Origin of the sequence: Enterobacter sp. WP_7_1 (assembly GCF_003688535.1) — a bacterium.
Taxonomy (GTDB): Bacteria; Pseudomonadota; Gammaproteobacteria; order Enterobacterales; family Enterobacteriaceae; genus Enterobacter; species Enterobacter asburiae.
Genome location: NZ_REFK01000003.1, coordinates 198,903 through 219,359 on the forward strand (window position 1 = coordinate 198,903; position 20,457 = coordinate 219,359).

The following is a 20,457-nucleotide window of genomic DNA, read 5'->3' on the forward strand; positions in this document are numbered from 1 at the left end:
ACACCCTCATTCCTGTTTTGCGCTTCCGTTGAATCACGCTTCGCCTCTTGCGGACGATCTGTTGTGCCCGCGATTGTCCATCCGTCAGCGATAGCGTAAAGCCTGCTGGCCCGGGAAACTCTACGGTACCTGGAAACCGGATGTTGGGAGCGTCTGATGAAAATCTATGCAATGCAGGGGGACACGCTTGATGCCGTTTGCGCCCGCTTTTATGGGCGCACGGCCGGCGTCGTTGAAGCCGTTCTGAAGGCCAATCCTGGCCTCGCGGAGTTAGGCGTTATCTTGCCTCACGGCACGCCGGTAGAGATGCCGGAGGTGAATAGCGCCCCCACAAAAGAATCCGTAAACCTATGGGACTGAGCCTGGAGAAAATCACCACGTTTATCGCCTACTGGCTGGCCGTGGCGCTGGCCTGGTTCGGGGCGATGTCTCCTGAAAAAGTCGCGCTGTACGTGGGGAGTCTGTGCGCCATTTTTACCGCGCTGACGAATTACTGGTTTAAGCGAAAAACCTGGCGCTATCTCCAGTCTCTTGGCCTCGATAAGAAGAGCATTCGTGAACTCAATCATTAAGCGTTGCAGCGTCGCCGGCGTGCTGGCCCTGGCGGTGCTGATGCCTGACTTTCGATTACTGAAAACGTCCCCGGAAGGATTGGCGTTGATTGCCGATCTCGAAGGATGTCGCCTCTCGCCCTACCGGTGTAGCGCCGGCGTATGGACGTCCGGCATTGGCCACACGGCAAACGTTGTGCCGACGCGGGACATTACCGAGCGTGAGGCTGCGGTAAATCTGGTCGCTGATGTGCTCAACGTTGAGCGGCGTCTGGCGGCGTGTGCGCCGGTAGAGATGCCGCCAGGGGTCTATGACGCGCTGGTGAGTTTTACCTTTAATGTTGGCGCAGGCGCCGCCTGCCGTTCGACGCTGGTGTCCTTTATCAAGCATAAACAGTGGCCGCAGGCATGCGGGCAGCTTACCCGCTGGGTGTACGTCAACGGCGTCAAAAATGCCGGTCTGGAAAACCGTCGCGTCCGCGAGAAGGCCTGGTGTATGAAGGGGCTGCCGTGAGAACCCTCATCCTGGCGCTGGCCGGGCTGTTGGCCATCACGCTGTGGCTTCGTCATGACAACCTGAACCTGTCCCGTTCCTTAGCCACGGCCAACCGGGTCGCCAGCGAGCAAAAAACGGCCCTCGCCACGCTTAACCAGCAGCTGTCCCTGTCGCAGCGGATGGCCAGGGCAAATGAAAATGCCCAGGTCAGGCTCCGTGAGGAACTTGTCACCGCGGGCGAGGAGAGGACAAGACGGGAAGCGACTATCGTGAGATTACTCAATGAAAATGAAGCGTTACGCCGCTGGTATACCGCTCAGCTGCCTGATGCTGTCCGCAGGCTGCACACCCGCTCCGCCTGCGCCTCCGCAGCCCATTGTTTACAACGCCTGCCCGAAGGTGAGCCGCTGCCCGATGCCGGGAAGCGAACCCGCCACTAACGGCGATCTCAGCGCGGATATTCGCAGGCTGGAATACGCCCTTATCGCCTGCGCGCTGCAGGTTGAAACCATCAAAGACTGTCAGGATAAACTCGATGCACAAACTCAAGAGCCTGCGTCAGGCATTAATTGACGCGATCCCCCAACTCAATGCCAACCCGGAGCGCCTGCAGATGTCGATCGGAGGCGGCAATATTGACGCCCGCCAGGCCTCCTCGCTCTCCTTTGAAAAGCAGTATGCGCTGAACGCGAAGGTTAGCGGCTTCACCGGCGACAGCGAGGGATTTTTCGTCCCGGTGCTGGCCTGGCTTCGGGAAAACCAGCCGGATATTTTTACCCTCGATGAAGGACGCAAAAACGGTTACACCTTCGCGATCGTCTTAAACGATGACGATACGATGGATATCACCATCAGCGTGCAATTAACCGAGCGAATTCTTGTTTCCCAGGATCAGGGCGCTCTGCACGCGACGTATTCCCCCGAGCCGCCGCTGCCGGAGCCCGTCACGCGGCCGAAGGCGCTGTACGTCAACGGCGAGCTGGTCAGCCAGTGGGAGGACTGATTTCCCCGCGCTGAAGGCCGCCTGGCGCCTGCTGTCTGGACCGCTTGTTGTATCATCCCGCAGAAAACCCCGTCTCGTTGCTGCCGTTCCTCCTGAACGGCATTCTCTTCTCATGAATACATTAACTTCCATGAACGGCATCGCTCGCGCGATCCGCAATCTTATTCGTATCGGTGTTGTGACCGATGTTGACCTCAACAGAGGGCTTTGTCGTGTCCAGACCGGCGGGATGAAAACCACCTGGCTGAACTGGCTAACCTGTCGTGCGGGACGTTCGCGCGTCTGGTGGGCTCCTTCCGAGGGAGAGCAGGTGCTGCTGCTGGCCATCGGCGGCGAGCTTGATACCGCCTTTGTGCTGCCCGGCATTTTCTCTGACGACCATCCGGCGCCGTCCGGGTCACCTGACGCGTTCCACGTCTCGTTCCCTGACGGCGCGGTGATCGAGTACGAACCCGGGCGCGGGGCGCTGACGGTTGCAGGCATTAAAACGGCCGACATTACCGCCTCTGAATCGCTGACCGCCACCGTGCCGGAGGTGAGGGTGACGTCAACGTCCCGCATCACGCTGGATACGCCTGAAGTGGTGTGTACCAACAAGTTAATTACTGCCTCTCTTGAAGTGCAGAAGGGCGGCGTGATGGCCGGAAATATTGAGCATTCCGGCGGTAAATTCACCTCAAACGGGGTGCAGGTGGATAACCACGCGCACGGCGGTGTGCAAAGCGGCGGAAGCTGGACTAAGGGGACACAATGACTGTGCGTTACAGGGGGATGAACAGGCAGACCGGACTGAGCATTTCAGAGGTTGAACACATCCGGCAAAGCGTGCGCGACATTCTGGTTACGCCGATTGGCTCGCGGGTCATGCGGCGGGATTACGGCTCGCTGCTGGCGGCGATGATCGACAGGCCGCAGAGCCCGGCGCTGCGTCTGCAAATCATGGCCGCCTGTTATTCCGCCATCCAGAAATGGGAGCCGCGGATAAGCCTGACGGCCATCACTTTCGAGCGTTCGGAGAACGACGGGACGTTGTATGTCGATATCACCGGCACGCGCCCGACCTCCGGGCAATCCTTATCTATCACCATTTCACTGAGTTAAACGCTATGGCTATTGTTGATCTGAGCCAGCTCGCCGCGCCTGATGTCGTGGAGGAGGTGGATTATGAAACGCTGTTGGCAGAACGAAAGGCCACCTTTGTCTCCCTCTATCCGGAAGAGGAGCGAGAGGCGATTGCACGGACGCTGACGCTGGAATCCGAGCCGATTGTGAAGCTGCTGCAGGAGAATGCCTACCGGGAAGTCATCTGGCGCCAGCGGGTTAATGAGGCTGCGCTGGCCGTGACGCTGGCCTATTCTTCCGGTCACGATCTGGACGTTATTGCGGCAAACAATAATACCGAACGCCTGACCATCACCCCGGGCGATGACACTACCATTCCGCCAACGGCTGCCGTCATGGAGTCTGATGCCGACCTGCGGCTGCGCGCGCAGCAGGCATTTGAGGGATTGAGCGTCGCGGGGCCGGTTGGAGCCTATGAATATCATGGTCGAAGTGCCGACGGACGGGTCGCTGACGTTTCGGTTGAAAGCCCTCAGCCTGCACATGTGACGATTTCGGTGTTATCCCGTGAGGGTGATGGTACCGCTCGTCCTGAACTACTGGCGGTTGTTGAAAAAGCGCTTAATGCTGAAACCGTCCGCCCGGTCGGCGATCGTGTGACTGTCCAGTCGGCAGAAATTGTACCTTACCAGATAAACGCGACGCTCTACGTTTATCCCGGACCAGAGTCTGAACCCATCAGGCAAGCAGCGGAGCAGAAGCTGCAGAATTATATCAGCGCACAGCATCGCCTTGGACGCGATATCCGTCTGTCGGCCATCTATGCAGCACTTCACGTTGAAGGCGTGCAGCGCGTTGAGCTGGAATCTCCCCACTCTGACATTGTACTGAGTAAGTCGCAGGCCTCGAACTGTACCTCGTATCAGATAGCGATCGGGGGTTCGGATGAGTGAAAGGCTATTACCCGTTGGGTCATCACCGCTGGAAGTCGCCGCTGCCGCAGCGCTCTCGAATATTGAACGAGTGCCGGTACCGCTACGCACCTTATGGAACCCCAGCGCGTGCCCGGTGAATTTACTTCCCTACCTGGCATGGGCGCTGTCGGTAGACCGTTGGGATGAGGCGTGGCCGGAGAGCACGAAGCGCAGCGTCATTATGTCCTCGTTTTTCGTCCATCAGCACAAAGGAACCATCAGCGCATTGCGTCGTGTGGTGGAACCGCTTGGTTTCTTGATTGAGGTGCGCGAGTGGTGGCAGCTCGGTGAGGAGCCTGGCACGTTCCGTCTGGTTGTCGGTGTGCTTGATAACGGCATCACTGACGAAATGTATCAGGAGCTTGAACGGCTCATTGAGGATGCCAAACCGGCAAGTAGACACATGACCGGGCTGGCTATCAGCCTGAGCTCAACGGGAGAGTTTTATGTTGGCGCAGGATGCTATCACGGCGATGCGCTGGCTGTTTATCCCTATACCACCGAGGAACTTATTGTCGGTGGTGATTATTACCCGGCCTCGGCCATCCATTTGATTGATAACCTGAGAGTGAACGCATGACCGCAAAATATTTTGCCATACTGACGAATCAGGGCGCGGCGCGGCTAGCTAACGCGACGGCACTTGGTACGCAACTCAACCTGACGCAAATGGCGGTAGGCGACGCCAACGGAACGTTGCCAACCCCCGACCCGGCGCAGACGAAGCTCGTCAACCAAAAACGCATAGCGCCGCTGAACCTGCTCGCTGTTGACCCAAATAATACCAGCCAGATCATCGCTGAACAGATTATTCCCGAGAATGAGGGCGGTTTCTGGATCCGAGAGATCGGTCTCTATGACGACGACGGCATTCTGATCGCCGTGGCTAACTGCCCGGAGACATACAAGCCTCAGCTGCAGGAAGGCAGCGGTCGCACGCAGACCATCCGCATGATTCTGATTGTGTCGAGCACATCGTCAATTTCCCTGAAAATTGATCCCTCAGTTGTGCTGGCAACTCGCCAGTACGTTGACGATAAAGTTATCGAGGTTAAGGGCTACGCTGATGATCAGATGAAAAAGCATATTGCTGCTGATAATCCGCATAAACAGTACCCTTTAATCGCCAATGCGTTAAAAGAAATTGCCGATGCGGGGTTGAGCGCTGAGGTTCTCAAAAACCTTGGTTTGAAAGAAGCGGCTAAAAGGGATGTTGGGACTGGCGCTAACCAGATTCCAGATATGGCATCATTCTCCAGTTCACAGAGTTCGCCGGGCTTTCAAAAACTACCTTCTGGTTTGATCCTACAGTGGGGCATCGTTAGCGGAGGCTCAAGCTATACGGTTACTTTTCCAGTGAGCTTCCCCATAAGGACACTCATGTTAATGGCAATCCCACATACAACTTCAGCGGCAGGAGTTACCTCAGTAGGCGTAGCAAACTGCTCTGATTTGGGTACATCTCAGTTCTATATCGTTGTTGGGAAAGTTAGCCAGGGTGCAATGATTGAATACGAACGCGCCTGTTACTGGTTCGCTGTTGGTATATAGGAGACAAAATGATTTATTTTTCCAAGTCGTCAAATGGCTTTTTCCTGGACAGCATAAACGACAATATGCCTGCTGATATCGTCGAAATTAACGCTGATTTATACAACGCCCTAATGGCGGGACAGCAAAATGATGGGAAGGTTATCGAATCAGATGATGATGGATATCCAATTCTTGTATCGCCCAAAGTTGACCACATTGCACAGGCAGAGAATCAGCGAGCGCAATTGCTGGCAACGGCTGATAATGTTACGGCAGACTGGCGTGTTGAGTTAATGCTGGGTGATATCAGCAATGAGGACAAAGCAAAATTATCATCATGGATGGACTATAAGAAGGAAGTGAAAGCCGTCGATACGTCGACGGCTCCTGATGTTAGCTGGCCTGTTAAACCGGCGATGTAGGCCATTTGATATTTGGCGCAGCGTCAGGAACGACCGCCTGCAATTCCTTTATGTAGGTCAGCCAGTGTATCAGGCTGGCCTTATCTTTATCACTGATAATGCCTAACTGTAGTTCGGTCTGCCATATATTGATCGTTGTTTGCGCCTCTAAAAGTAATGCAACTTTTTGTTGCTCCGCCGCTTCCACGTCCGCCGCGTGCTGCGCTTTAGTATCAATCACCCACTCATTACCATTCCACGTGTCATGATATGTTGCAGGTGCCAGCGTGGTAGTGCCGTCAGGGTAATCCCCCGGTGCTGTAATGACAATCGCTTCGCCTGTTTCAGTGCTGTATACCGTTTCACCACGGTGATCAGCCATATATTCCCAGGCTGTAAAATCTGCCTTCCGGCATATGGTAAATCCCTCTTTGTCTTCGCCCGGAGAGTCAATGCATGATTTAGCCGGAATGCCGACGCCGATCGGCAAATATTCAACCGATGAGGAAAGATATTCGCGCGTCTCACCATCGTAGTTAAACACAGTTATATCACCGGTCACTGTAGCAATAAGCTCATTGTTTAATTTTGCCTTCGCCATTATGCGGCCCTCACGATGTAGTTAAATGCGATGTTGCGCGGACGAGTTTCTGCTGCAGAACGCGCGACAAGGGATGAATCAAAGACAAGATCGACCCCCTGATAATCGGAATTCTGTCCGTTAGTATTTGGGTAAATAGAGCTTCCGCGTTTAAAAACCCCGCTAACATTAGACGTGCTGCTATTCACGAAGCCAGTTGCAGCACCATTACTTGCTGAACCAGTCATTTTTTGAAGGGCATCGAGCTGCAGAGAAAGCAGCGTTCGACCAGCATCAATACCACGTACATCATCCCAGCCACGGATAAACTCCCCGCGTAAGTCTGGAAGTTTCAAGGTTGGATAAGCCAGAGCCAATTTCGGATACTGAGAGGCCGCGAACGCCGCTCCGTTGCATTTGAGCCACCCCGTCGGTGGAGTTGCTGACGGCCACGGAACGGGGACGCCAACCGGCAAAGCTGACCCTTCTCCTAAACCAAGGTTTTCGAAAATGCGTGTTTATCCATTAAATGGCATGATTTCCGGTTTGGACGGAGAGAAATACCATGCTTATTGGATACATACGCGTGTCAACAAATGAACAAAACACCGCCTTACAGCGTGACGCGCTGCAGCGTTCAGGATGTGAGCTGATTTTTGAAGATAAAATCAGCGGTAAATCGACAAACAGACCGGGACTTAATCGTGCCCTCAGACAACTTAATGCGGGAGATACTCTCGTTGTATGGAAACTCGATCGTCTCGGGCGCAGTATGCGCCACCTTGTTTCAATGACCGAGGAACTACGCCAGCGAAGTATTAATTTCCGCAGTTTGACTGATAGCATTGATACCTCAACGCCAATGGGGCGTTTCTTCTTCCATATCATGGGGGCGCTTGCTGAAATGGAGCGTGAACTCATTGTCGAGAGGACGTGCGCCGGGCTAGCCGCAGCGCGGGAACAGGGACGAATTGGTGGCAGACGCCCTAAATTGACGCAGGATGAATGGGCTCAGACTGGCAGGCTGATTGCTGCCGGGGAATCCCGACAGCGCGTTGCGTTAATTTTTGATGTGGGTATTTCCACGCTTTATAAAAAATTCCCCGCCACGATAGTTGGACAATCGTTGTGCCAGCGGCCGCTGGACAGGGATGGTTAGCTCATAGCAAGCCCAGCCGCGACAATATCACTCACCAACTAACCAAGGAGTTAAACGGATGAGCGATTTTCACCACGGCGTGGAAGTTATCGAAATCAACGATGGCACCCGCACCATTTCCACCGTCTCGACGGCAATCATCGGCATGGTCTGTACGGCCAGCGATGCTGACGACAAGACATTTCCTTTAAACGAGCCCGTGCTCATTACCAACGTGCAAAACGCGATTGCGAAAGCCGGTAAGGCGGGGACGCTGTCCGCTTCTCTGCAGGCGATCGCCGACCAGTGCAAACCGGTTGTCGTGGTTGTTCGCGTGGCCGAAGGCACCGCTGAAACCCCGGAAGAGGCGCGCAAGCAGACCGTTTCCAACATCATCGGTACCACAGATGAAAACGGTAAATATACCGGCCTGAAGGCGCTTCTCACGGCGAAAACGGTAACCGGCGTTAAGCCGCGTATTCTCGGCGTTCCGGGGCTGGACTCTCAGGAAGTGGCGACCGCACTGGCCGCCATGTGCCAGAGCCTGCGCGCGTTCGGCTATGTCAGCGCGTGGGGCTGTAAAACCATTTCTGAGGCGATTAACTATCGCAAAAACTTCAGCCAGCGCGAGCTGATGGTTATTCATCCTGATTTTCTGGCATGGGATACCACCACGAACGCAACGACGACGGCCTGGGCTACCGCCCGTGCGCTTGGCCTGCGCGCCAAAATCGACCAGACAATCGGCTGGCATAAAACCCTGTCAAACGTTGGCGTCAACGGCGTTACCGGCGTAAGCGCCTCTGTCTCCTGGGATCTGCAGGAACAGGCTACCGATGCGAACCTGCTCAACCAGGCTGGCGTCACCACGCTGATTCGCAACGACGGCTTCAAATTCTGGGGTAACCGTACCTGCTCAGACGATCCGTTATTCGTCTTTGAAAACTACACCCGTACCGCACAGGTGCTGGCCGATACCATGGCGGAAGCGCACGCGTGGGCCATGGATAAACCCATCACGCCAACGCTTATCCGCGACATCGTTTCCGGTATTAACGCCAAGTTCCGCGAGCTGAAAACCAACGGCTATATCGTCGACGGCTCCTGCTGGTATGACCCTGACTCGAACGATGCAACCACCCTGAAAGCGGGGAAACTGTATATCGATTACGACTACACCCCTGTCCCGCCGCTGGAAAATCTGACCCTGCGCCAGCGCATCACCGATACCTATCTGGCAGACCTGTCAGATTCGGTTAACAGCTAAGGAGCTGAAGCATGGCGTTACCACGCAAACTTAAATACCTGAATATGTTCAACGATGGCCTGAGCTATATGGGCGTTGTTGAGTCTGTGACCCTACCGAAGCTTACCCGCAAGCTGGAGAAGTATCGCGGCGGCGGTATGCCGGGCTCGGTTTCTGTCGACCTCGGCCTGGACGATGATGCCCTGGCGCTGGAGTGGACCGTTGGCGGTCTGCCGGACGCCGCGCTATGGGCGCAGTACGCCTCTCCGGGCGCGGACAGCGTGCCGCTGCGCTTTACCGGCTCTTATCAGCGCGATGATACCGGCGAAATCTCCGCCGTCGAAATCGTCATGCGTGGCCGTCATAAAGAGTTTGATGGCGGTGAAAACAAGCAGGGCGAGAGCGGCACCACCAAGATGTCCACCGAGTGCGCTTACTACCAGCTGACCATTGATGGCAAAGAGATCATCGAAATCGACATCATCAACATGGTGCTCAAAGTCGATGGCGTCGATCGCCTGGCAGAACACCGTAAGGCCATCGGCCTGTAACCCTTTAACCGGCCGGGATTACCGGCCGGTGAATTAACTTTCAGAAGAGTAACGAAATGGAAAATATCAACGAGACCTCCATGAACGAAAGTGAAAACCCACATATCGTCACGCTTGATAGCCCCGTTCAGCGCGGTGAGCAAAAAATTGAAAAGGTGACGGTTTCTAAACCCAATGCGGGGACCCTGCGCGGCGTATCGCTGGCGTCGCTGGCACAATCTGACGTTGATGCGCTGATTAAGGTGCTGCCGCGAATGACCTCGCCAGCGCTGACCGAGCATGAGGTTGCGCGCCTGGACGCCTGCGATCTGCTCTCTTTTGCAGGTAAGGTGATCGGTTTTTTGTCACCGGCTTCGGCTCGCTGAAATTTCCCGAAAATGTGTCGGTCGACGATCTGATGGCGGATATCGCGGTGATTTTTCACTGGCCGCCGTCAGAACTGTACTCCCTGAGCGTGACCGAACTCCTCTTATGGCGCGAAAAAGCGCTGCAGCGAAGCGGAAACCACCATGAGTAATAATGTCAGTCTTCAGGAGCTGCTTAAGGCAGTCGACCGGGCAACCCGACCGCTTAACGCTCTCCAGAACGCCAGCCTCACTCTCGCGAGCGATATCCGCGAGGCGCAGACGGCGCTGGGGGCGCTCGATGAGCAGGCGGGGCGCATTAACGGCTTCAGAAAAGCAAATGCCCGGCTCGCCTCGACGGAGCAGTCGCTTGCTCAGGCGAAACAGCAGGCCGCGGCGCTGGCGGTGCAGTTTAAAAGCACGCAAAACCCCAGCCAGGCGCAGGCTGATGCGCTGACTGCAGCCCGAAAATCGGCGGCCGACCTTAAGCTTGAGTACAACAGCTTACGCTACTCGGTACAGCGTCAGCGCGCTGAACTCGCTCAGGCGGGAGTCAACACGCGCACGCTCTCGTCTGATGAGCGTCGTTTACGAACTCACATCAGCGAAAAAACGCAGCAGCTTAACCGACAGCGGGATGCGCTGGCCCGCGTCAATCAGCAGCAGGAGCGGCTGAGTACCGTTCAGAATCGCTACGAGTCAGGCAAACGCGTTACCGCGCGGGTGCGTCAGCTTGCGAATGCGGGCGTGGGCATGGCAAAAGCGGGCTTTGACCAGACGTCCCGGTTTATGGCGCCTGGCATCAGCTTTGAAAAGCAGATGTCGGCCATTCAGGCAAACCTTGGCCTGGCGAAGGGGGATTCCCGGCTTGAGGCGATTCGCCAGCAGGCGCGGGAGGTCAGCGCCAGGACCGGAGTACCTGCAGATACGGTCCTCCGGGCACAAACCGAACTGACTCGTTCAGGCTATGACGCCGATGGGCTGCTTGCGGCCACCGCGCCAACGGTCAACCTCAGCCTGGCGGGGAGTGTCGACGCGGCTAAAGCGGCCGATATGATCGCCAGCACGCAGGCCGCGTACAGCCTGGCCGATGCGGACGCGGGACGCATCGCAGATGTGCTTACGCGCGGTTTTACCTCTTCGAATACCAGCCTCGCTGAGATGGTGGCGGCCGTCACCGCCGCTGCGCCCGCTGCGGGTGCATCTGGTATGGGACTTGAAGAGACCACCGCGCTGCTTGGCGTTCTGGCGGAAAAAGGGATGAAAGGCGCCGCCGCGGGGGACGCGCTCAGCGCGATGTTGCGCCATGTTCAGACTCCGGATGCCATAAAAGCCGCGGGGGCGCTGGCTTCCGCTGCGGGTGATGGATCGCTTGATGAAAAACGCCAGCAGTTGCAGGGGGCAAAAGGCAGTACCGCGATTGCGGCGTCCGTGCAGACCGATAATCTTGACGGCGATATCAACCGATTCCAGGCCGCGTGGAGCGGGTTGAAGATTGATGTGTTTGATAAAGCGGATGGCGCTCTGCGCAACCTGATAACAACCGCAACCGGCTGGCTTGGCACGGCCTCCCTTTGGGTGAATGCCAACCCTGAGCTGACGCAGACCCTCGCCAGCATCGTTGTCGGCGCACAGGCGTTTGCTGGCGTACTGGGTGGCGTAGGCACTGTTATCGGCCCGGTTCTGACGGGCGTCAATATGGTTATTACCGCGGCCGGGATGTTGGGAACGGTATTAAGCGTGGTGGGCGGCGCCATCATGACGGTGCTGGGTGCCCTTAGCTGGCCGGTGATTGCCCTTGGCGCGGCGATTGCTGCCGGCGCCTTACTGATTTTTAAATACTGGGAGCCCATCAGCGCCTTCTTTGGTGGGGTGATGGAAGGGCTTTCGACGGCTTTCGCACCGCTGGGTGCGCTGTTCTCACCGGTGATGGCGGTATTTGACTCTATCTCGGAGAAGCTGGGCGGTATCTGGCAATGGTTCACCGACTTGATTACGCCGATCAAGGCGACGCAGGAAACGCTGGATGGCTGTAAAAACGCTGGCGTGATTTTTGGTCAGGCGCTGGGCGATGCGTTAATGGCACCGCTTGATCTCTTTAATAGCCTGAGCGGCAAGGCCAGCTGGCTGCTGGAGAAGCTCGGTATTATCAAAAACGAGTCGGGCGATCTCGACGCCGCTGCGGCAAAAGCAGAAGCGGCATCCTCACCGGCGGGCAGCGCTTATATTCCGGGCGCGGGGATCTCTGGCGGCAGCCTGGGGTATCAGCCGACCATTGCTACTGGAGGACGCTCTTACGTCGATCAGAGTAAAAGCGAATATAACATCACGCTGCAGGGGGGCACGGCCTCCGGAATGGATCTGACGCGTCAAATCCGGGAGACGATAGATAATATTGAACAGGATAAAGCGAGACGGCAGCAATCCAGCTTTATGTATAGTTAAGGAGAGAGAAAATGTTAATGGTGCTGGGTCTGTTTGTCTTTGAACGACGAACCTTACCGTATCAGTCAATGATATTCACAAAAGACTACCGCTGGGCATCCAGCGCTCGCATCGGGAAACCCAAAGCCTGGCAGTACCTTGGCGAAGGTGAGACATCCTTTAGCCTCTCCGGCTTACTTTACCCGGAACTCACGGGAGGGCGGCTTTCCCTCAAGGCGGTTGAGCTGATGGCAAATGAGGGGAGGGCATGGCCGTTGATAGACGGTACCGGCATCATTCACGGCATGTTTATCATTGAGAAAGTCACGCACACGCATTCGGATTTTTACAGTGACGGTACCGCTCGAAAAATTGAGTTTGCCCTGTCGCTAAAACGCGTGGACGAATCGCTGATGACGACGTTTGGCGACCTGCGAACGCAGGCCTCAGAGCTGGTGGAAAGCGCACGGAATAGCATTGGAGGGCTGGTGGGATGATCACCGAAATGAATATCCGGGCGGGTGGAAAAATCGCCCCTGATTTTATGCTTAAGCTTGACGATCGTGATATCACGCAAAATTTCAGCCATCGTCTTATCAGCCTGACCATGACCGACAAACGGGGGCTGGAAGCCGATCAGCTGGATATTCAACTGGATGATTCTGACGGGCTGCTGGACTTGCCTGCCCGGGGGGCAAGGCTGTCCTTATGGCTGGGATGGGAGGGAACCCCGCTCGAGGAGAAAGGGGACTTTACGATTGATGCGATTCATTTCCGGGGCGCGCCGGACACGCTGACCATCCAGGGATTCAGCGCAGATTTTCGTGGAAAGCTAAACGTGCGGCGCGAACAGTCGTGGCATGACACGACGATTGGCGCGATAGTCGATACCATCGCTCAGCGTAACCAGTTGACCGCCAGCGTCGCGTCGGGGCTTGCATCCATCGCCATCTCTCATATTGACCAGTCTCAGGAGACAGACGCGGCCTTCCTCTCCCGCCTTGCTGAACGTAATGGAGCATTTGTTTCAATCAAAGCCGGGAAGATTATCTTTATGAAAGCGGGCCAGGCCGTGACGGCCAGCGGCACTCCGCTTTCCTTAATGATGATTGAACGTGGGGATGGCGATAAGCACCTTTTTTCCATAACTGACCGTGAAAATTATTCCGGCGTAACGGCCAAATGGCTGCAAACGCGTGACCCCAAACAACAAAATACTCAATTGAGTATTAATCGTCAGTCCGGAGGGCAGCAGACAGAAGCACTGCAGCACCCGGATGCCGCCGCACCGGTAGCGGGAGCAGCAGGCAAGGAGCAGAAACCGCAAGAGAGGCTGGTGGGATCGGCGGAGAACGTATTTGAGCTCACCACTGTTTATGCCTCTGAAGAGCAGGCGCTCAGGGCTGCAGAGGCGAAGTGGCGCGCGCTTCAGCGGGGAACCGTAGAGTTTTCCATCCAGCTTGCCCTGGGACGCGCCGATCTGTTCCCCGAAACGCCGGTGCTGGTAAACGGTTTTAAACGCGTCATCGACGAGCAGGCGTGGATCATCAGCGAGGTGGTGCATACCCTCAACGATAGCGGATTTACCACGCAGCTTAAGCTTGAGCTGAACGTCAGCAACGAAAAATTTACTGTTGATAGTGAGTAATGTAGTTGCTATTGGTTTTGTTTTGGGTATTATTGATTCACAAAATGTGAATTAAGTGGAGGGGTACATGTTTCATTGTCCTAAGTGCAAGCACTCTGCGCATGCGCGTACCAGTCGCTATCTAAGTGAAAATACCAAAGAGCGCTATCACCAGTGCACCAATGTGGACTGCAGCTGTACGTTCGTGACGATGGAGTCCGTGGAGCGCCTGATTGCCACTCCCGGTGCGTCTGAGCGTGTCCGAACGGCTTCGCTGAACCACGGTTAGCGGTTGCGTCACCGGCTCAAAAAAATCAATAAAAAAGCCACTCAATAGAGTGGCTTAATCATATGATTCTAAAACTAAAATTTGGTGGCCCCTGCTGGACTTGAACCAGCGACCAAGCGATTATGAGTCGCCTGCTCTAACCACTGAGCTAAGGGGCCGTGGCGGTGAATTATAAAGTAACTCCCCGCAGCAATCCAGCCATTCACACCTGCCTGCTGTTTTTATAAACAACGCATAATCAATCCTTTATACTTCCCTGACGATGTATCGAGCGGGAGTAAAGATGATCAACGATATTCTGGCCCCTGGCCTGCGGGTGGTGTTCTGCGGAATCAACCCGGGTAAGTCCTCGGCGCACACCGGTTTTCACTTTGCCCATCCGGGTAATCGCTTCTGGAAGGTGATCTACCAGGCCGGGTTTACCGACAGGCTACTCAAGCCCGAAGAGGAACAGCATCTGCTGGACACGCGCTGCGGGATCACCATGCTGGTCGAGCGGCCTACGGTACAGGCGAGCGAGGTCAACCTGCATGAGCTGCGCAGCGGCGGGCGGGAGCTGATCAAGAAGATAGAGGATTATCAGCCGGCCGCGCTGGCGATCCTCGGCAAGCAGGCCTACGAGCAGGCGTTTAGCCAGCGCGGAACGCAGTGGGGCAAGCAGAGCATCATGATTGGCGTTACGCAGGTATGGGTGCTGCCAAATCCAAGCGGGCTCAACAGGGCGACGCTGGATAAGCTGGTAGAGGCGTACCGGGAGCTGGATGAGGCGCTGATGGTGCGGGGGCTGTAATCCTCTGCGGCCTGATGCCCTCACCCTGACCCTCTCCCACAGGGAGAGGGAATAAACAAAAAAAAGCTCCCGATTGGGAGCTTTTTCACTGTCAGGACCGATTAATCGTCCAGGAAGCTACGCAGCACTTCAGAGCGGCTTGGATGACGCAGCTTGCGCAGCGCCTTCGCTTCGATCTGACGGATACGTTCGCGGGTAACGTCGAACTGTTTACCCACTTCTTCCAGCGTGTGGTCGGTGTTCATATCAATACCGAAACGCATGCGCAGGACTTTTGCTTCACGGGCGGTCAGACCGGCCAGAACGTCGTGCGTCGCAGCGCGCAGGCTCTCGGTGGTGGCAGAGTCCAGCGGCAGCTCGAGGGTGGTATCCTCGATGAAATCACCCAGATGCGAATCTTCATCATCACCGATTGGTGTTTCCATGGAGATTGGCTCTTTGGCGATCTTCAGCACTTTACGGATCTTGTCTTCCGGCATCAGCATGCGCTCGGCCAGCTCTTCCGGCGTCGGCTCGCGGCCCATCTCCTGCAGCATCTGGCGGGAGATACGGTTGAGCTTGTTGATGGTCTCAATCATATGCACCGGAATACGGATGGTGCGCGCCTGATCCGCGATAGAGCGGGTGATAGCCTGACGGATCCACCAGGTTGCGTAGGTGGAGAACTTGTAACCACGACGGTATTCAAACTTATCTACCGCTTTCATCAGACCGATGTTGCCTTCCTGAATCAGATCCAGGAACTGCAGACCACGGTTGGTGTATTTCTTGGCGATAGAGATAACCAGACGTAAGTTCGCTTCAACCATCTCTTTCTTCGCACGGCGGGCTTTCGCTTCTCCGATGGACATACGACGGTTGATGTCTTTAACCTGCTCGATGGTCAGGCCGGTCTCTTCTTCAATCTGATGCAGTTTCTGCAGGCCGCGATGCACATCGTCCTTCACGTCGTGCAGTTTTTCAGACCACGGCTTGTTCATCGCGATAGCCGCGTTGAACCAGGTTTCGCTGGTTTCGTTGCCGGTGAAGAGGGTGATGAAGTTCTTCTTCGGCATTTTGCACTGCTCAACGCACAGCTTCATGATGATGCGTTCCTGGGTACGTACGCGATCCATCATCACGCGCATGCTGTTTACCAGGTAGTCGAACTGTTTTGGCACCAGGCGGAACTGTTTGAATACCTCAGACAGTTTCAGGATCTCTTCCTGTGCGGCGGCATGGCTGCGGCCTTTCGCTTTGATGGTGTCACGCGTCACTTCGTACTGGGTACGCAGTTCGGCAAACTTCTCACGCGCCAGCTCCGGGTCGATGCTGTTGTCATCGTCCGCGGTGTCGTCGTCACTCTCTTCCTCATCTTCGTCTTCGTCATCATCCATCTCTTCCTGAGACAGTTCAGAACCGACGTGAGTGGCGGTAGGCGCCATATCTTCTTCGGCGTTCGGGTCGACAAAACCGGTGATCAGGTCAGACAGGCGCGCTTCTTCCGCTTCAACGCGATCGTACTGCTCCAGCAGATAGGTGATCGCTTCCGGGTACTCGGCGACAGAGCACTGAACCTGGTTGATCCCGTCTTCGATGCGTTTTGCGATGTCAATTTCGCCTTCGCGGGTCAACAGTTCAACGGTACCCATTTCGCGCATGTACATGCGGACCGGGTCAGTGGTACGCCCGATTTCAGATTCCACGCTGGACAGTACCTGTGCAGCAGCTTCTTCCGCATCTTCGTCAGTGTTGTTGGAGGTTTCAGCCAGCAACAGATCATCGGCATCCGGTGCTTCTTCCATCACCTGAATGCCCATGTCATTGATCATTTGGATGATATCTTCGATTTGATCTGAATCGACGATATCTTCCGGCAGATGGTCATTGACCTCGGCATAGGTCAGATAGCCTTGCTCCTTACCACGTTGGACAAGAAGTTTCAGCTGTGACTGCGGGTTTTGCTCCATAAGACGGTATCCACACTTAATTCGTTTGATTGGTGTCGGCGATGGGGCTGCCAACCTTTAAAGCGAGGGCGTACTTATATTTTTGCCGCTGCCTCTCAGTGCGGCTGCCGGGGGCTTCCCGATCGATATTCGGCACTTAAGCCGTTAAATTTTTTATTTCTTCGCCAGTTCCTGGTTAATCATCCAGAGCTCCCGGCGTTCTTCGCTGCTTAAACCGTGTGTGCGCTCGCGAGCTATCAACTCTTCCTGGCGCAGCTCAAGCATCGAATCAAACATATGGTTGAGTGAGTCGGTGAACGTTTTTTCTGCAATGTCCTTATCTGCTATATCGTCCCACATCGACAATTTTTCAAGGGTAGCGGCCTCTTTTGTGCCGCGATAATGCTCTAAAAGTTGTCCGGTGGTCAGACCTGGCTGAGACAAACACGTGTTGACCAGTTCTGAAAATAAGCCAAGCCCGGGCAATTTTTCGTGGTTTAAACCCGCCAGCGACGGCACCTGCGGTGCGAGCTCGGGGTTTTGGACCAGCAACCCTATCAGTATACGCATGGTTGTGCGTTTTAGCTGAGGCGCGGGGCGAACCGCACCGTTTTCAGCCTGTTTAGGCATTAAACGTTCAAGCTGGCTGTCATCCAGAATGCCGAGCTTGTTGCCTAACTCCTGACGCAGATAGATGCGCAGCGTTTCGCCGGGCACCTGGCTGATTAACGGCAGCGCCAGCGTACTGAGCTGCGCGCGCCCGTCAGGAGTACTCAAATCGACCTGCGGCATCAGGCTGTTAAACAAAAACGTGGAGAGCGGCTGAGCCTGCTCCATCCGCGCTTCAAACGCCGCTTTGCCCTCTTTACGCACCAGCGTATCCGGGTCTTCGCCGTCGGGCAGAAACATAAAGCGTAGCTGACGCCCGTCGGTCATATACGGCAGCGCGGTTTCCAGCGCGCGCCAGGCGGCGTCGCGTCCTGCGCGATCACCGTCGTAACAGCAGATGACGTTGTTGGTCACCCGGAACAGCAGTTGAATATGATCGGCGGTGGTGGACGTCCCTAACGACGCAACCGCGTAGTTGATGTCGTACTGCGCCAGGGCCACGACGTCCATATAGCCTTCGACGACCAGAAGACGCGGAGGTTCCGCATTATTCTGCTGCGCCTCATAAAGGCCGTACAGCTGGCGGCCCTTATGGAAAATATCGGTTTCCGGGGAGTTGAGGTATTTCGGCAGGGCATCACCCAGCACGCGACCACCAAAACCAATTACCCGGCCACGCTTGTCGCGGATCGGGAACATTACCCGTTCGCGGAAGCGGTCGTAGCTTCGTCCCTGGTCGTTGGTGACCAGCATGCCTGCATCGATGAGAGACTTACGATCTTCGCTATTGCCGCCAAAACGCTTTAACACGTTGTCCCAGCCGGGCGGGGCGTAACCAATAGCGAAACGCGCAATGACATCGTCGCTCAGTCCGCGCTTGTTCAGATACTGACGCGCAGGCTCAGCCGCAGATTGCTTAAGAGACTGTTGGTAAAACGAATTCAGGCCATCCATCAGTTGATACAGCGTTTGCCGTTGATGGCGCTCGATCTGACTTGGCCCACTGCCTGCTTCATACGGCACTTCAAGGTTATGCATCGCCGCCAGCTCTTCGACGGTTTCAACGAACTCGAGCTTGTCGTAATTCATCAAAAAATCGACGGCATTACCGTGTGCGCCACAGCCGAAGCAATGGTAGAACTGCTTTTCACCGTTTACGGTGAAGGAGGGGGTTTTTTCGTTATGGAACGGACAGCACGCATGGTAGTTCTTGCCCTGCTTTTTTAGCTTTACCCGCGCGTCGATGAGATCGACGATGTCGGTTCTGGCAAGCAGGTCATTGATGAAAACGCGTGGGATTCTTCCGGCCATATGCCCCAAAATTTTAAGCGACTTATAAACGAAAACAAGCCGCGCATTCCTTCCGGAAGCACGGCCTTACGACTATTACTCTGTCTGTCAATTGAGGGCTGAGGCCCTCAACCAATTAGTACAGACGAGTACGGCGTGCGTTTTCGCGAGCCAGTTTCTTCGCGTGACGTTTCACAGCGGAAGCTTTAGCGCGCTTACGTTCGGTCGTTGGTTTTTCATAAAACTCACGACGACGAACTTCAGCCAGAACACCTGCTTTCTCGCATGAACGTTTGAAGCGACGCAGTGCTACGTCGAACGGCTCGTTTTCACGTACTTTAATTACCGGCATGTAACTCTCACCTTTAATAAATTCGGTTTGCCGCTGGCATCAACGCCAGCTTATTTCAAAATGGTGCGGAATTTTACTGCAAATGCTGCTGCTTTGTAAAGCACCGATGCGATTTTGAAAGGGACTTTAATAAGGGTGAGGAGTATACACGAGCCTTCTTCCTGGGGCGAACAAAGTTTTACATCAACCCGCCCAGGCTCTACACTGCGCGGTATTGAAACGAGGTAAAACAAGTCATGCGTGTACTGGGTATTGAAACATCCTGCGATGAAACCGGCATCGCCATTTACGACGACGAAAAAGGGCTTCTGGCCAACCAGCTGTATAGTCAGGTGAAATTGCACGCTGACTACGGCGGTGTCGTACCTGAACTGGCCTCTCGTGACCATGTGCGTAAAACGGTTCCCCTGATTCAGGCGGCGCTGAAAGAGGCCGGGTTGAGTTCAAACGATATCGACGCCGTAGCGTATACCGCGGGCCCGGGCCTGGTTGGCGCGCTGCTGGTTGGCGCAACGGTTGGCCGTTCGCTGGCGTTTGCGTGGGATGTGCCGGCGATCCCGGTTCACCATATGGAAGGGCATCTTCTGGCACCGATGCTGGAAGAGAATCCGCCTGAATTCCCGTTTGTGGCGCTGCTGGTCTCCGGCGGCCATACGCAGCTGATTAGCGTAACGGGCATTGGCAAGTACGAGCTGCTGGGCGAATCGATCGACGACGCCGCCGGTGAAGCCTTCGATAAAACCGCCAAGCTGCTGGGTCTGGATTACCCGGGCGGCCCGATGCTGTCGAAAATGGCGTCGCAGGGAACGGAAGGGCGCTTTGTCTTCCCGCGTCCGATGACCGACCGTCCAGGGCTGGATTTCAGCTTCTCCGGGCTGAAAACCTTCGCGGCGAATACGATTCGCAATAACGATGACAGCGAACAGACCCGCGCGGATATTGCGCGCGCGTTTGAAGATGCGGTGGTGGATACGCTGATGATCAAGTGCAAACGCGCGCTGGATCAGACCGGCTTTAAGCGTCTGGTGATGGCGGGCGGCGTCAGCGCTAACCGCACGCTGCGCGCGAAGCTCGCCGAGATGATGCAAAAGCGTCGCGGGGAAGTGTTCTATGCCCGTCCGGAATTTTGTACCGATAACGGCGCGATGATCGCTTACGCCGGAATGGTGCGCCTGAACGCGGGCGCTACGTCCGACCTGAGCGTGTCCGTGCGTCCGCGCTGGCCGCTGGCGGAACTGCCGGAGGCGTAATCCCTCACCCTAACCCTCT

General features: G+C 55.5%; 28 protein-coding genes and 1 tRNA gene. 23 read left to right on the forward strand and 6 right to left on the reverse strand.

All coding sequences use genetic code 11. The features are described from left to right. Nucleotides 1-156 precede the first annotated feature (156 nt). The 12 genes from BJ885_RS14105 to BJ885_RS14160 all read left to right on the forward strand — a co-directional run bounded on the left by BJ885_RS14105 (nucleotide 157) and on the right by BJ885_RS14160 (nucleotide 6,041). Entirely contained in the window at nucleotides 157-360 is a 204-nt protein-coding gene (locus tag BJ885_RS14105; RefSeq protein WP_023309248.1) for a tail protein X, read from the forward strand. Continuing rightward, nucleotides 351-572, forward strand: a complete 222-nt coding sequence (locus BJ885_RS14110) for an HP1 family phage holin (RefSeq protein ID WP_029741404.1) — start codon at nucleotides 351-353, stop codon at nucleotides 570-572. The genes BJ885_RS14105 and BJ885_RS14110 overlap by 10 nt, the downstream gene beginning before the upstream one ends. Next, complete coding sequence (locus BJ885_RS14115; RefSeq protein WP_121932161.1) at nucleotides 556-1,065, forward strand: lysozyme; 510 nt, start codon at nucleotides 556-558, stop codon at nucleotides 1,063-1,065. Before BJ885_RS14110 ends, BJ885_RS14115 begins: the two co-directional genes overlap by 17 nt. Next, the gene (gene lysB / locus BJ885_RS23485) at nucleotides 1,062-1,487 is read left to right on the forward strand and encodes an Rz-like lysis system protein LysB (protein WP_121932162.1); all 426 of its coding nucleotides are present in this window, start codon (nucleotides 1,062-1,064) and stop codon (nucleotides 1,485-1,487) included. The genes BJ885_RS14115 and lysB overlap by 4 nt, the downstream gene beginning before the upstream one ends. Further along, the gene (lysC, locus tag BJ885_RS23355) at nucleotides 1,375-1,620 is read left to right on the forward strand and encodes an Rz1-like lysis system protein LysC (RefSeq protein ID WP_229226321.1); all 246 of its coding nucleotides are present in this window, start codon (nucleotides 1,375-1,377) and stop codon (nucleotides 1,618-1,620) included. Before lysB ends, lysC begins: the two co-directional genes overlap by 113 nt. Next, nucleotides 1,583-2,050, forward strand: a complete 468-nt coding sequence (locus tag BJ885_RS14130; RefSeq protein WP_121932163.1) for a phage tail protein — start codon at nucleotides 1,583-1,585, stop codon at nucleotides 2,048-2,050. The genes lysC and BJ885_RS14130 overlap by 38 nt, the downstream gene beginning before the upstream one ends. A 112-nt stretch (nucleotides 2,051-2,162) precedes the next feature. After that, a complete protein-coding gene (locus BJ885_RS14135; protein WP_121932164.1) occupies nucleotides 2,163-2,804 on the forward strand; it encodes a phage baseplate assembly protein V in 642 nt (213 codons plus the stop codon). After that, nucleotides 2,801-3,151, forward strand: a complete 351-nt coding sequence (locus BJ885_RS14140) for a GPW/gp25 family protein (RefSeq protein ID WP_047646379.1) — start codon at nucleotides 2,801-2,803, stop codon at nucleotides 3,149-3,151. The genes BJ885_RS14135 and BJ885_RS14140 overlap by 4 nt, the downstream gene beginning before the upstream one ends. A 5-nt stretch (nucleotides 3,152-3,156) precedes the next feature. Next, complete coding sequence (locus BJ885_RS14145; RefSeq protein WP_054830242.1) at nucleotides 3,157-4,065, forward strand: baseplate assembly protein; 909 nt, start codon at nucleotides 3,157-3,159, stop codon at nucleotides 4,063-4,065. Then, complete coding sequence (locus tag BJ885_RS14150; protein ID WP_029741411.1) at nucleotides 4,058-4,666, forward strand: phage tail protein I; 609 nt, start codon at nucleotides 4,058-4,060, stop codon at nucleotides 4,664-4,666. The genes BJ885_RS14145 and BJ885_RS14150 overlap by 8 nt, the downstream gene beginning before the upstream one ends. Beyond that, on the forward strand, nucleotides 4,663-5,637 hold the full coding sequence (locus BJ885_RS14155; protein WP_121932165.1) for a phage tail protein: 975 nt from the start codon (nucleotides 4,663-4,665) through the stop codon (nucleotides 5,635-5,637). The genes BJ885_RS14150 and BJ885_RS14155 overlap by 4 nt, the downstream gene beginning before the upstream one ends. Before the next feature lie 8 nt (nucleotides 5,638-5,645). Further along, nucleotides 5,646-6,041 (forward strand): tail fiber assembly protein, encoded by a 396-nt coding sequence (locus BJ885_RS14160; protein ID WP_121932166.1) that lies wholly within the window; start codon nucleotides 5,646-5,648, stop codon nucleotides 6,039-6,041. On the opposite strand, the gene BJ885_RS14165 is transcribed toward BJ885_RS14160, so the two are convergent. Together BJ885_RS14165 and BJ885_RS14170 are read right to left on the reverse strand one after the other, a co-directional pair. Then, nucleotides 6,025-6,621: a tail fiber assembly protein gene (locus BJ885_RS14165; RefSeq protein ID WP_121932167.1), complete on the reverse strand. Its 597-nt coding sequence runs from the start codon at nucleotides 6,619-6,621 to the stop codon at nucleotides 6,025-6,027. The genes BJ885_RS14160 and BJ885_RS14165 overlap by 17 nt on opposite strands. Beyond that, nucleotides 6,621-7,112 carry a phage tail protein gene (locus tag BJ885_RS14170; protein WP_071841171.1) on the reverse strand — a complete coding sequence of 164 codons (492 nt, stop codon included), beginning with the start codon at nucleotides 7,110-7,112 and terminating at the stop codon, nucleotides 6,621-6,623. The genes BJ885_RS14165 and BJ885_RS14170 overlap by 1 nt, the downstream gene beginning before the upstream one ends. A gap of 53 nt (nucleotides 7,113-7,165) precedes the next feature. Between BJ885_RS14170 and BJ885_RS14175 the strand changes: the two genes are divergently transcribed. The 9 genes from BJ885_RS14175 (at nucleotide 7,166) to BJ885_RS14215 (ending at nucleotide 14,219) form a co-directional block, all read left to right on the forward strand. Beyond that, entirely contained in the window at nucleotides 7,166-7,759 is a 594-nt protein-coding gene (locus BJ885_RS14175) for a recombinase family protein (protein ID WP_121932168.1), read from the forward strand. Nucleotides 7,760-7,817: 58 nt separating this feature from the next. Then, nucleotides 7,818-9,005: a phage tail sheath protein gene (locus BJ885_RS14180; protein ID WP_047646375.1), complete on the forward strand. Its 1,188-nt coding sequence runs from the start codon at nucleotides 7,818-7,820 to the stop codon at nucleotides 9,003-9,005. 11 nt (nucleotides 9,006-9,016) lie between these two features. Beyond that, nucleotides 9,017-9,535: a phage major tail tube protein gene (locus BJ885_RS14185; RefSeq protein WP_023309235.1), complete on the forward strand. Its 519-nt coding sequence runs from the start codon at nucleotides 9,017-9,019 to the stop codon at nucleotides 9,533-9,535. 56 nt (nucleotides 9,536-9,591) lie between these two features. Further along, the gene (locus BJ885_RS14190) at nucleotides 9,592-9,900 is read left to right on the forward strand and encodes a phage tail assembly protein (RefSeq protein WP_121932169.1); all 309 of its coding nucleotides are present in this window, start codon (nucleotides 9,592-9,594) and stop codon (nucleotides 9,898-9,900) included. 32 nt (nucleotides 9,901-9,932) lie between these two features. After that, nucleotides 9,933-10,052: a GpE family phage tail protein gene (locus BJ885_RS14195; protein ID WP_023616176.1), complete on the forward strand. Its 120-nt coding sequence runs from the start codon at nucleotides 9,933-9,935 to the stop codon at nucleotides 10,050-10,052. Continuing rightward, nucleotides 10,045-12,324, forward strand: coding sequence for a phage tail tape measure protein (locus BJ885_RS14200; RefSeq protein WP_121932170.1), 2,280 nt, complete (start codon nucleotides 10,045-10,047; stop codon nucleotides 12,322-12,324). Before BJ885_RS14195 ends, BJ885_RS14200 begins: the two co-directional genes overlap by 8 nt. An 11-nt stretch (nucleotides 12,325-12,335) precedes the next feature. Then, nucleotides 12,336-12,800, forward strand: a complete 465-nt coding sequence (locus BJ885_RS14205) for a phage tail protein (protein ID WP_121932171.1) — start codon at nucleotides 12,336-12,338, stop codon at nucleotides 12,798-12,800. After that, the gene (locus BJ885_RS14210; protein WP_121932172.1) at nucleotides 12,797-13,951 is read left to right on the forward strand and encodes a phage late control D family protein; all 1,155 of its coding nucleotides are present in this window, start codon (nucleotides 12,797-12,799) and stop codon (nucleotides 13,949-13,951) included. The genes BJ885_RS14205 and BJ885_RS14210 overlap by 4 nt, the downstream gene beginning before the upstream one ends. A 67-nt stretch (nucleotides 13,952-14,018) precedes the next feature. Beyond that, nucleotides 14,019-14,219, forward strand: coding sequence for an ogr/Delta-like zinc finger family protein (locus BJ885_RS14215; RefSeq protein ID WP_029741756.1), 201 nt, complete (start codon nucleotides 14,019-14,021; stop codon nucleotides 14,217-14,219). Between the two features lie 82 nt (nucleotides 14,220-14,301). Here BJ885_RS14215 and BJ885_RS14220 read toward each other — a convergent pair. Beyond that, nucleotides 14,302-14,377, reverse strand: a tRNA-Ile gene (locus BJ885_RS14220). A 125-nt stretch (nucleotides 14,378-14,502) separates the two neighbouring features. On the opposite strand from BJ885_RS14220, the gene mug reads away from it, so the two are divergent. Next, nucleotides 14,503-15,009 carry a G/U mismatch-specific DNA glycosylase gene (gene mug, locus BJ885_RS14225; protein ID WP_029741755.1) on the forward strand — a complete coding sequence of 169 codons (507 nt, stop codon included), beginning with the start codon at nucleotides 14,503-14,505 and terminating at the stop codon, nucleotides 15,007-15,009. 101 nt (nucleotides 15,010-15,110) lie between these two features. Here mug and rpoD read toward each other — a convergent pair whose 3' ends face one another. The 3 genes from rpoD to rpsU form a co-directional block, all read right to left on the reverse strand. Continuing rightward, the gene (rpoD, locus tag BJ885_RS14230; protein WP_023309228.1) at nucleotides 15,111-16,958 is read right to left on the reverse strand and encodes an RNA polymerase sigma factor RpoD; all 1,848 of its coding nucleotides are present in this window, start codon (nucleotides 16,956-16,958) and stop codon (nucleotides 15,111-15,113) included. Between the two features lie 153 nt (nucleotides 16,959-17,111). Then, nucleotides 17,112-18,857, reverse strand: coding sequence for a DNA primase (gene dnaG, locus BJ885_RS14235; protein ID WP_029741754.1), 1,746 nt, complete (start codon nucleotides 18,855-18,857; stop codon nucleotides 17,112-17,114). Nucleotides 18,858-18,972: 115 nt separating this feature from the next. Further along, on the reverse strand, nucleotides 18,973-19,188 hold the full coding sequence (gene rpsU, locus BJ885_RS14240; RefSeq protein ID WP_001144069.1) for a 30S ribosomal protein S21: 216 nt from the start codon (nucleotides 19,186-19,188) through the stop codon (nucleotides 18,973-18,975). Nucleotides 19,189-19,424: 236 nt separating this feature from the next. Between rpsU and tsaD the strand changes: the two genes are divergently transcribed. Further along, complete coding sequence (tsaD, locus tag BJ885_RS14250; protein ID WP_029741753.1) at nucleotides 19,425-20,438, forward strand: tRNA (adenosine(37)-N6)-threonylcarbamoyltransferase complex transferase subunit TsaD; 1,014 nt, start codon at nucleotides 19,425-19,427, stop codon at nucleotides 20,436-20,438. Nucleotides 20,439-20,457: the final 19 nt, after the last annotated feature.

Coding starts and splice junctions, on each gene's coding strand:
- BJ885_RS14105 (WP_023309248.1), top strand. CDS start 157: ATGAAAATCTATGCAATGCAGGGGGACACGCTTGATGCCGTTTGCGCC.
- BJ885_RS14110 (WP_029741404.1), top strand. CDS start 351: ATGGGACTGAGCCTGGAGAAAATCACCACGTTTATCGCCTACTGGCTG.
- lysC (WP_229226321.1), top strand. CDS start 1,375: ATGCTGTCCGCAGGCTGCACACCCGCTCCGCCTGCGCCTCCGCAGCCC.
- BJ885_RS14130 (WP_121932163.1), top strand. CDS start 1,583: ATGCACAAACTCAAGAGCCTGCGTCAGGCATTAATTGACGCGATCCCC.
- BJ885_RS14135 (WP_121932164.1), top strand. CDS start 2,163: ATGAATACATTAACTTCCATGAACGGCATCGCTCGCGCGATCCGCAAT.
- BJ885_RS14140 (WP_047646379.1), top strand. CDS start 2,801: ATGACTGTGCGTTACAGGGGGATGAACAGGCAGACCGGACTGAGCATT.
- BJ885_RS14145 (WP_054830242.1), top strand. CDS start 3,157: ATGGCTATTGTTGATCTGAGCCAGCTCGCCGCGCCTGATGTCGTGGAG.
- BJ885_RS14150 (WP_029741411.1), top strand. CDS start 4,058: ATGAGTGAAAGGCTATTACCCGTTGGGTCATCACCGCTGGAAGTCGCC.
- BJ885_RS14155 (WP_121932165.1), top strand. CDS start 4,663: ATGACCGCAAAATATTTTGCCATACTGACGAATCAGGGCGCGGCGCGG.
- BJ885_RS14160 (WP_121932166.1), top strand. CDS start 5,646: ATGATTTATTTTTCCAAGTCGTCAAATGGCTTTTTCCTGGACAGCATA.
- BJ885_RS14165 (WP_121932167.1), bottom strand. CDS start 6,621: ATGGCGAAGGCAAAATTAAACAATGAGCTTATTGCTACAGTGACCGGT.
- BJ885_RS14175 (WP_121932168.1), top strand. CDS start 7,166: ATGCTTATTGGATACATACGCGTGTCAACAAATGAACAAAACACCGCC.
- BJ885_RS14180 (WP_047646375.1), top strand. CDS start 7,818: ATGAGCGATTTTCACCACGGCGTGGAAGTTATCGAAATCAACGATGGC.
- BJ885_RS14185 (WP_023309235.1), top strand. CDS start 9,017: ATGGCGTTACCACGCAAACTTAAATACCTGAATATGTTCAACGATGGC.
- BJ885_RS14190 (WP_121932169.1), top strand. CDS start 9,592: ATGGAAAATATCAACGAGACCTCCATGAACGAAAGTGAAAACCCACAT.
- BJ885_RS14195 (WP_023616176.1), top strand. CDS start 9,933: ATGGCGGATATCGCGGTGATTTTTCACTGGCCGCCGTCAGAACTGTAC.
- BJ885_RS14200 (WP_121932170.1), top strand. CDS start 10,045: ATGAGTAATAATGTCAGTCTTCAGGAGCTGCTTAAGGCAGTCGACCGG.
- BJ885_RS14205 (WP_121932171.1), top strand. CDS start 12,336: ATGTTAATGGTGCTGGGTCTGTTTGTCTTTGAACGACGAACCTTACCG.
- BJ885_RS14210 (WP_121932172.1), top strand. CDS start 12,797: ATGATCACCGAAATGAATATCCGGGCGGGTGGAAAAATCGCCCCTGAT.
- BJ885_RS14215 (WP_029741756.1), top strand. CDS start 14,019: ATGTTTCATTGTCCTAAGTGCAAGCACTCTGCGCATGCGCGTACCAGT.
- mug (WP_029741755.1), top strand. CDS start 14,503: ATGATCAACGATATTCTGGCCCCTGGCCTGCGGGTGGTGTTCTGCGGA.
- rpoD (WP_023309228.1), bottom strand. CDS start 16,958: ATGGAGCAAAACCCGCAGTCACAGCTGAAACTTCTTGTCCAACGTGGT.
- dnaG (WP_029741754.1), bottom strand. CDS start 18,857: ATGGCCGGAAGAATCCCACGCGTTTTCATCAATGACCTGCTTGCCAGA.
- rpsU (WP_001144069.1), bottom strand. CDS start 19,188: ATGCCGGTAATTAAAGTACGTGAAAACGAGCCGTTCGACGTAGCACTG.
- tsaD (WP_029741753.1), top strand. CDS start 19,425: ATGCGTGTACTGGGTATTGAAACATCCTGCGATGAAACCGGCATCGCC.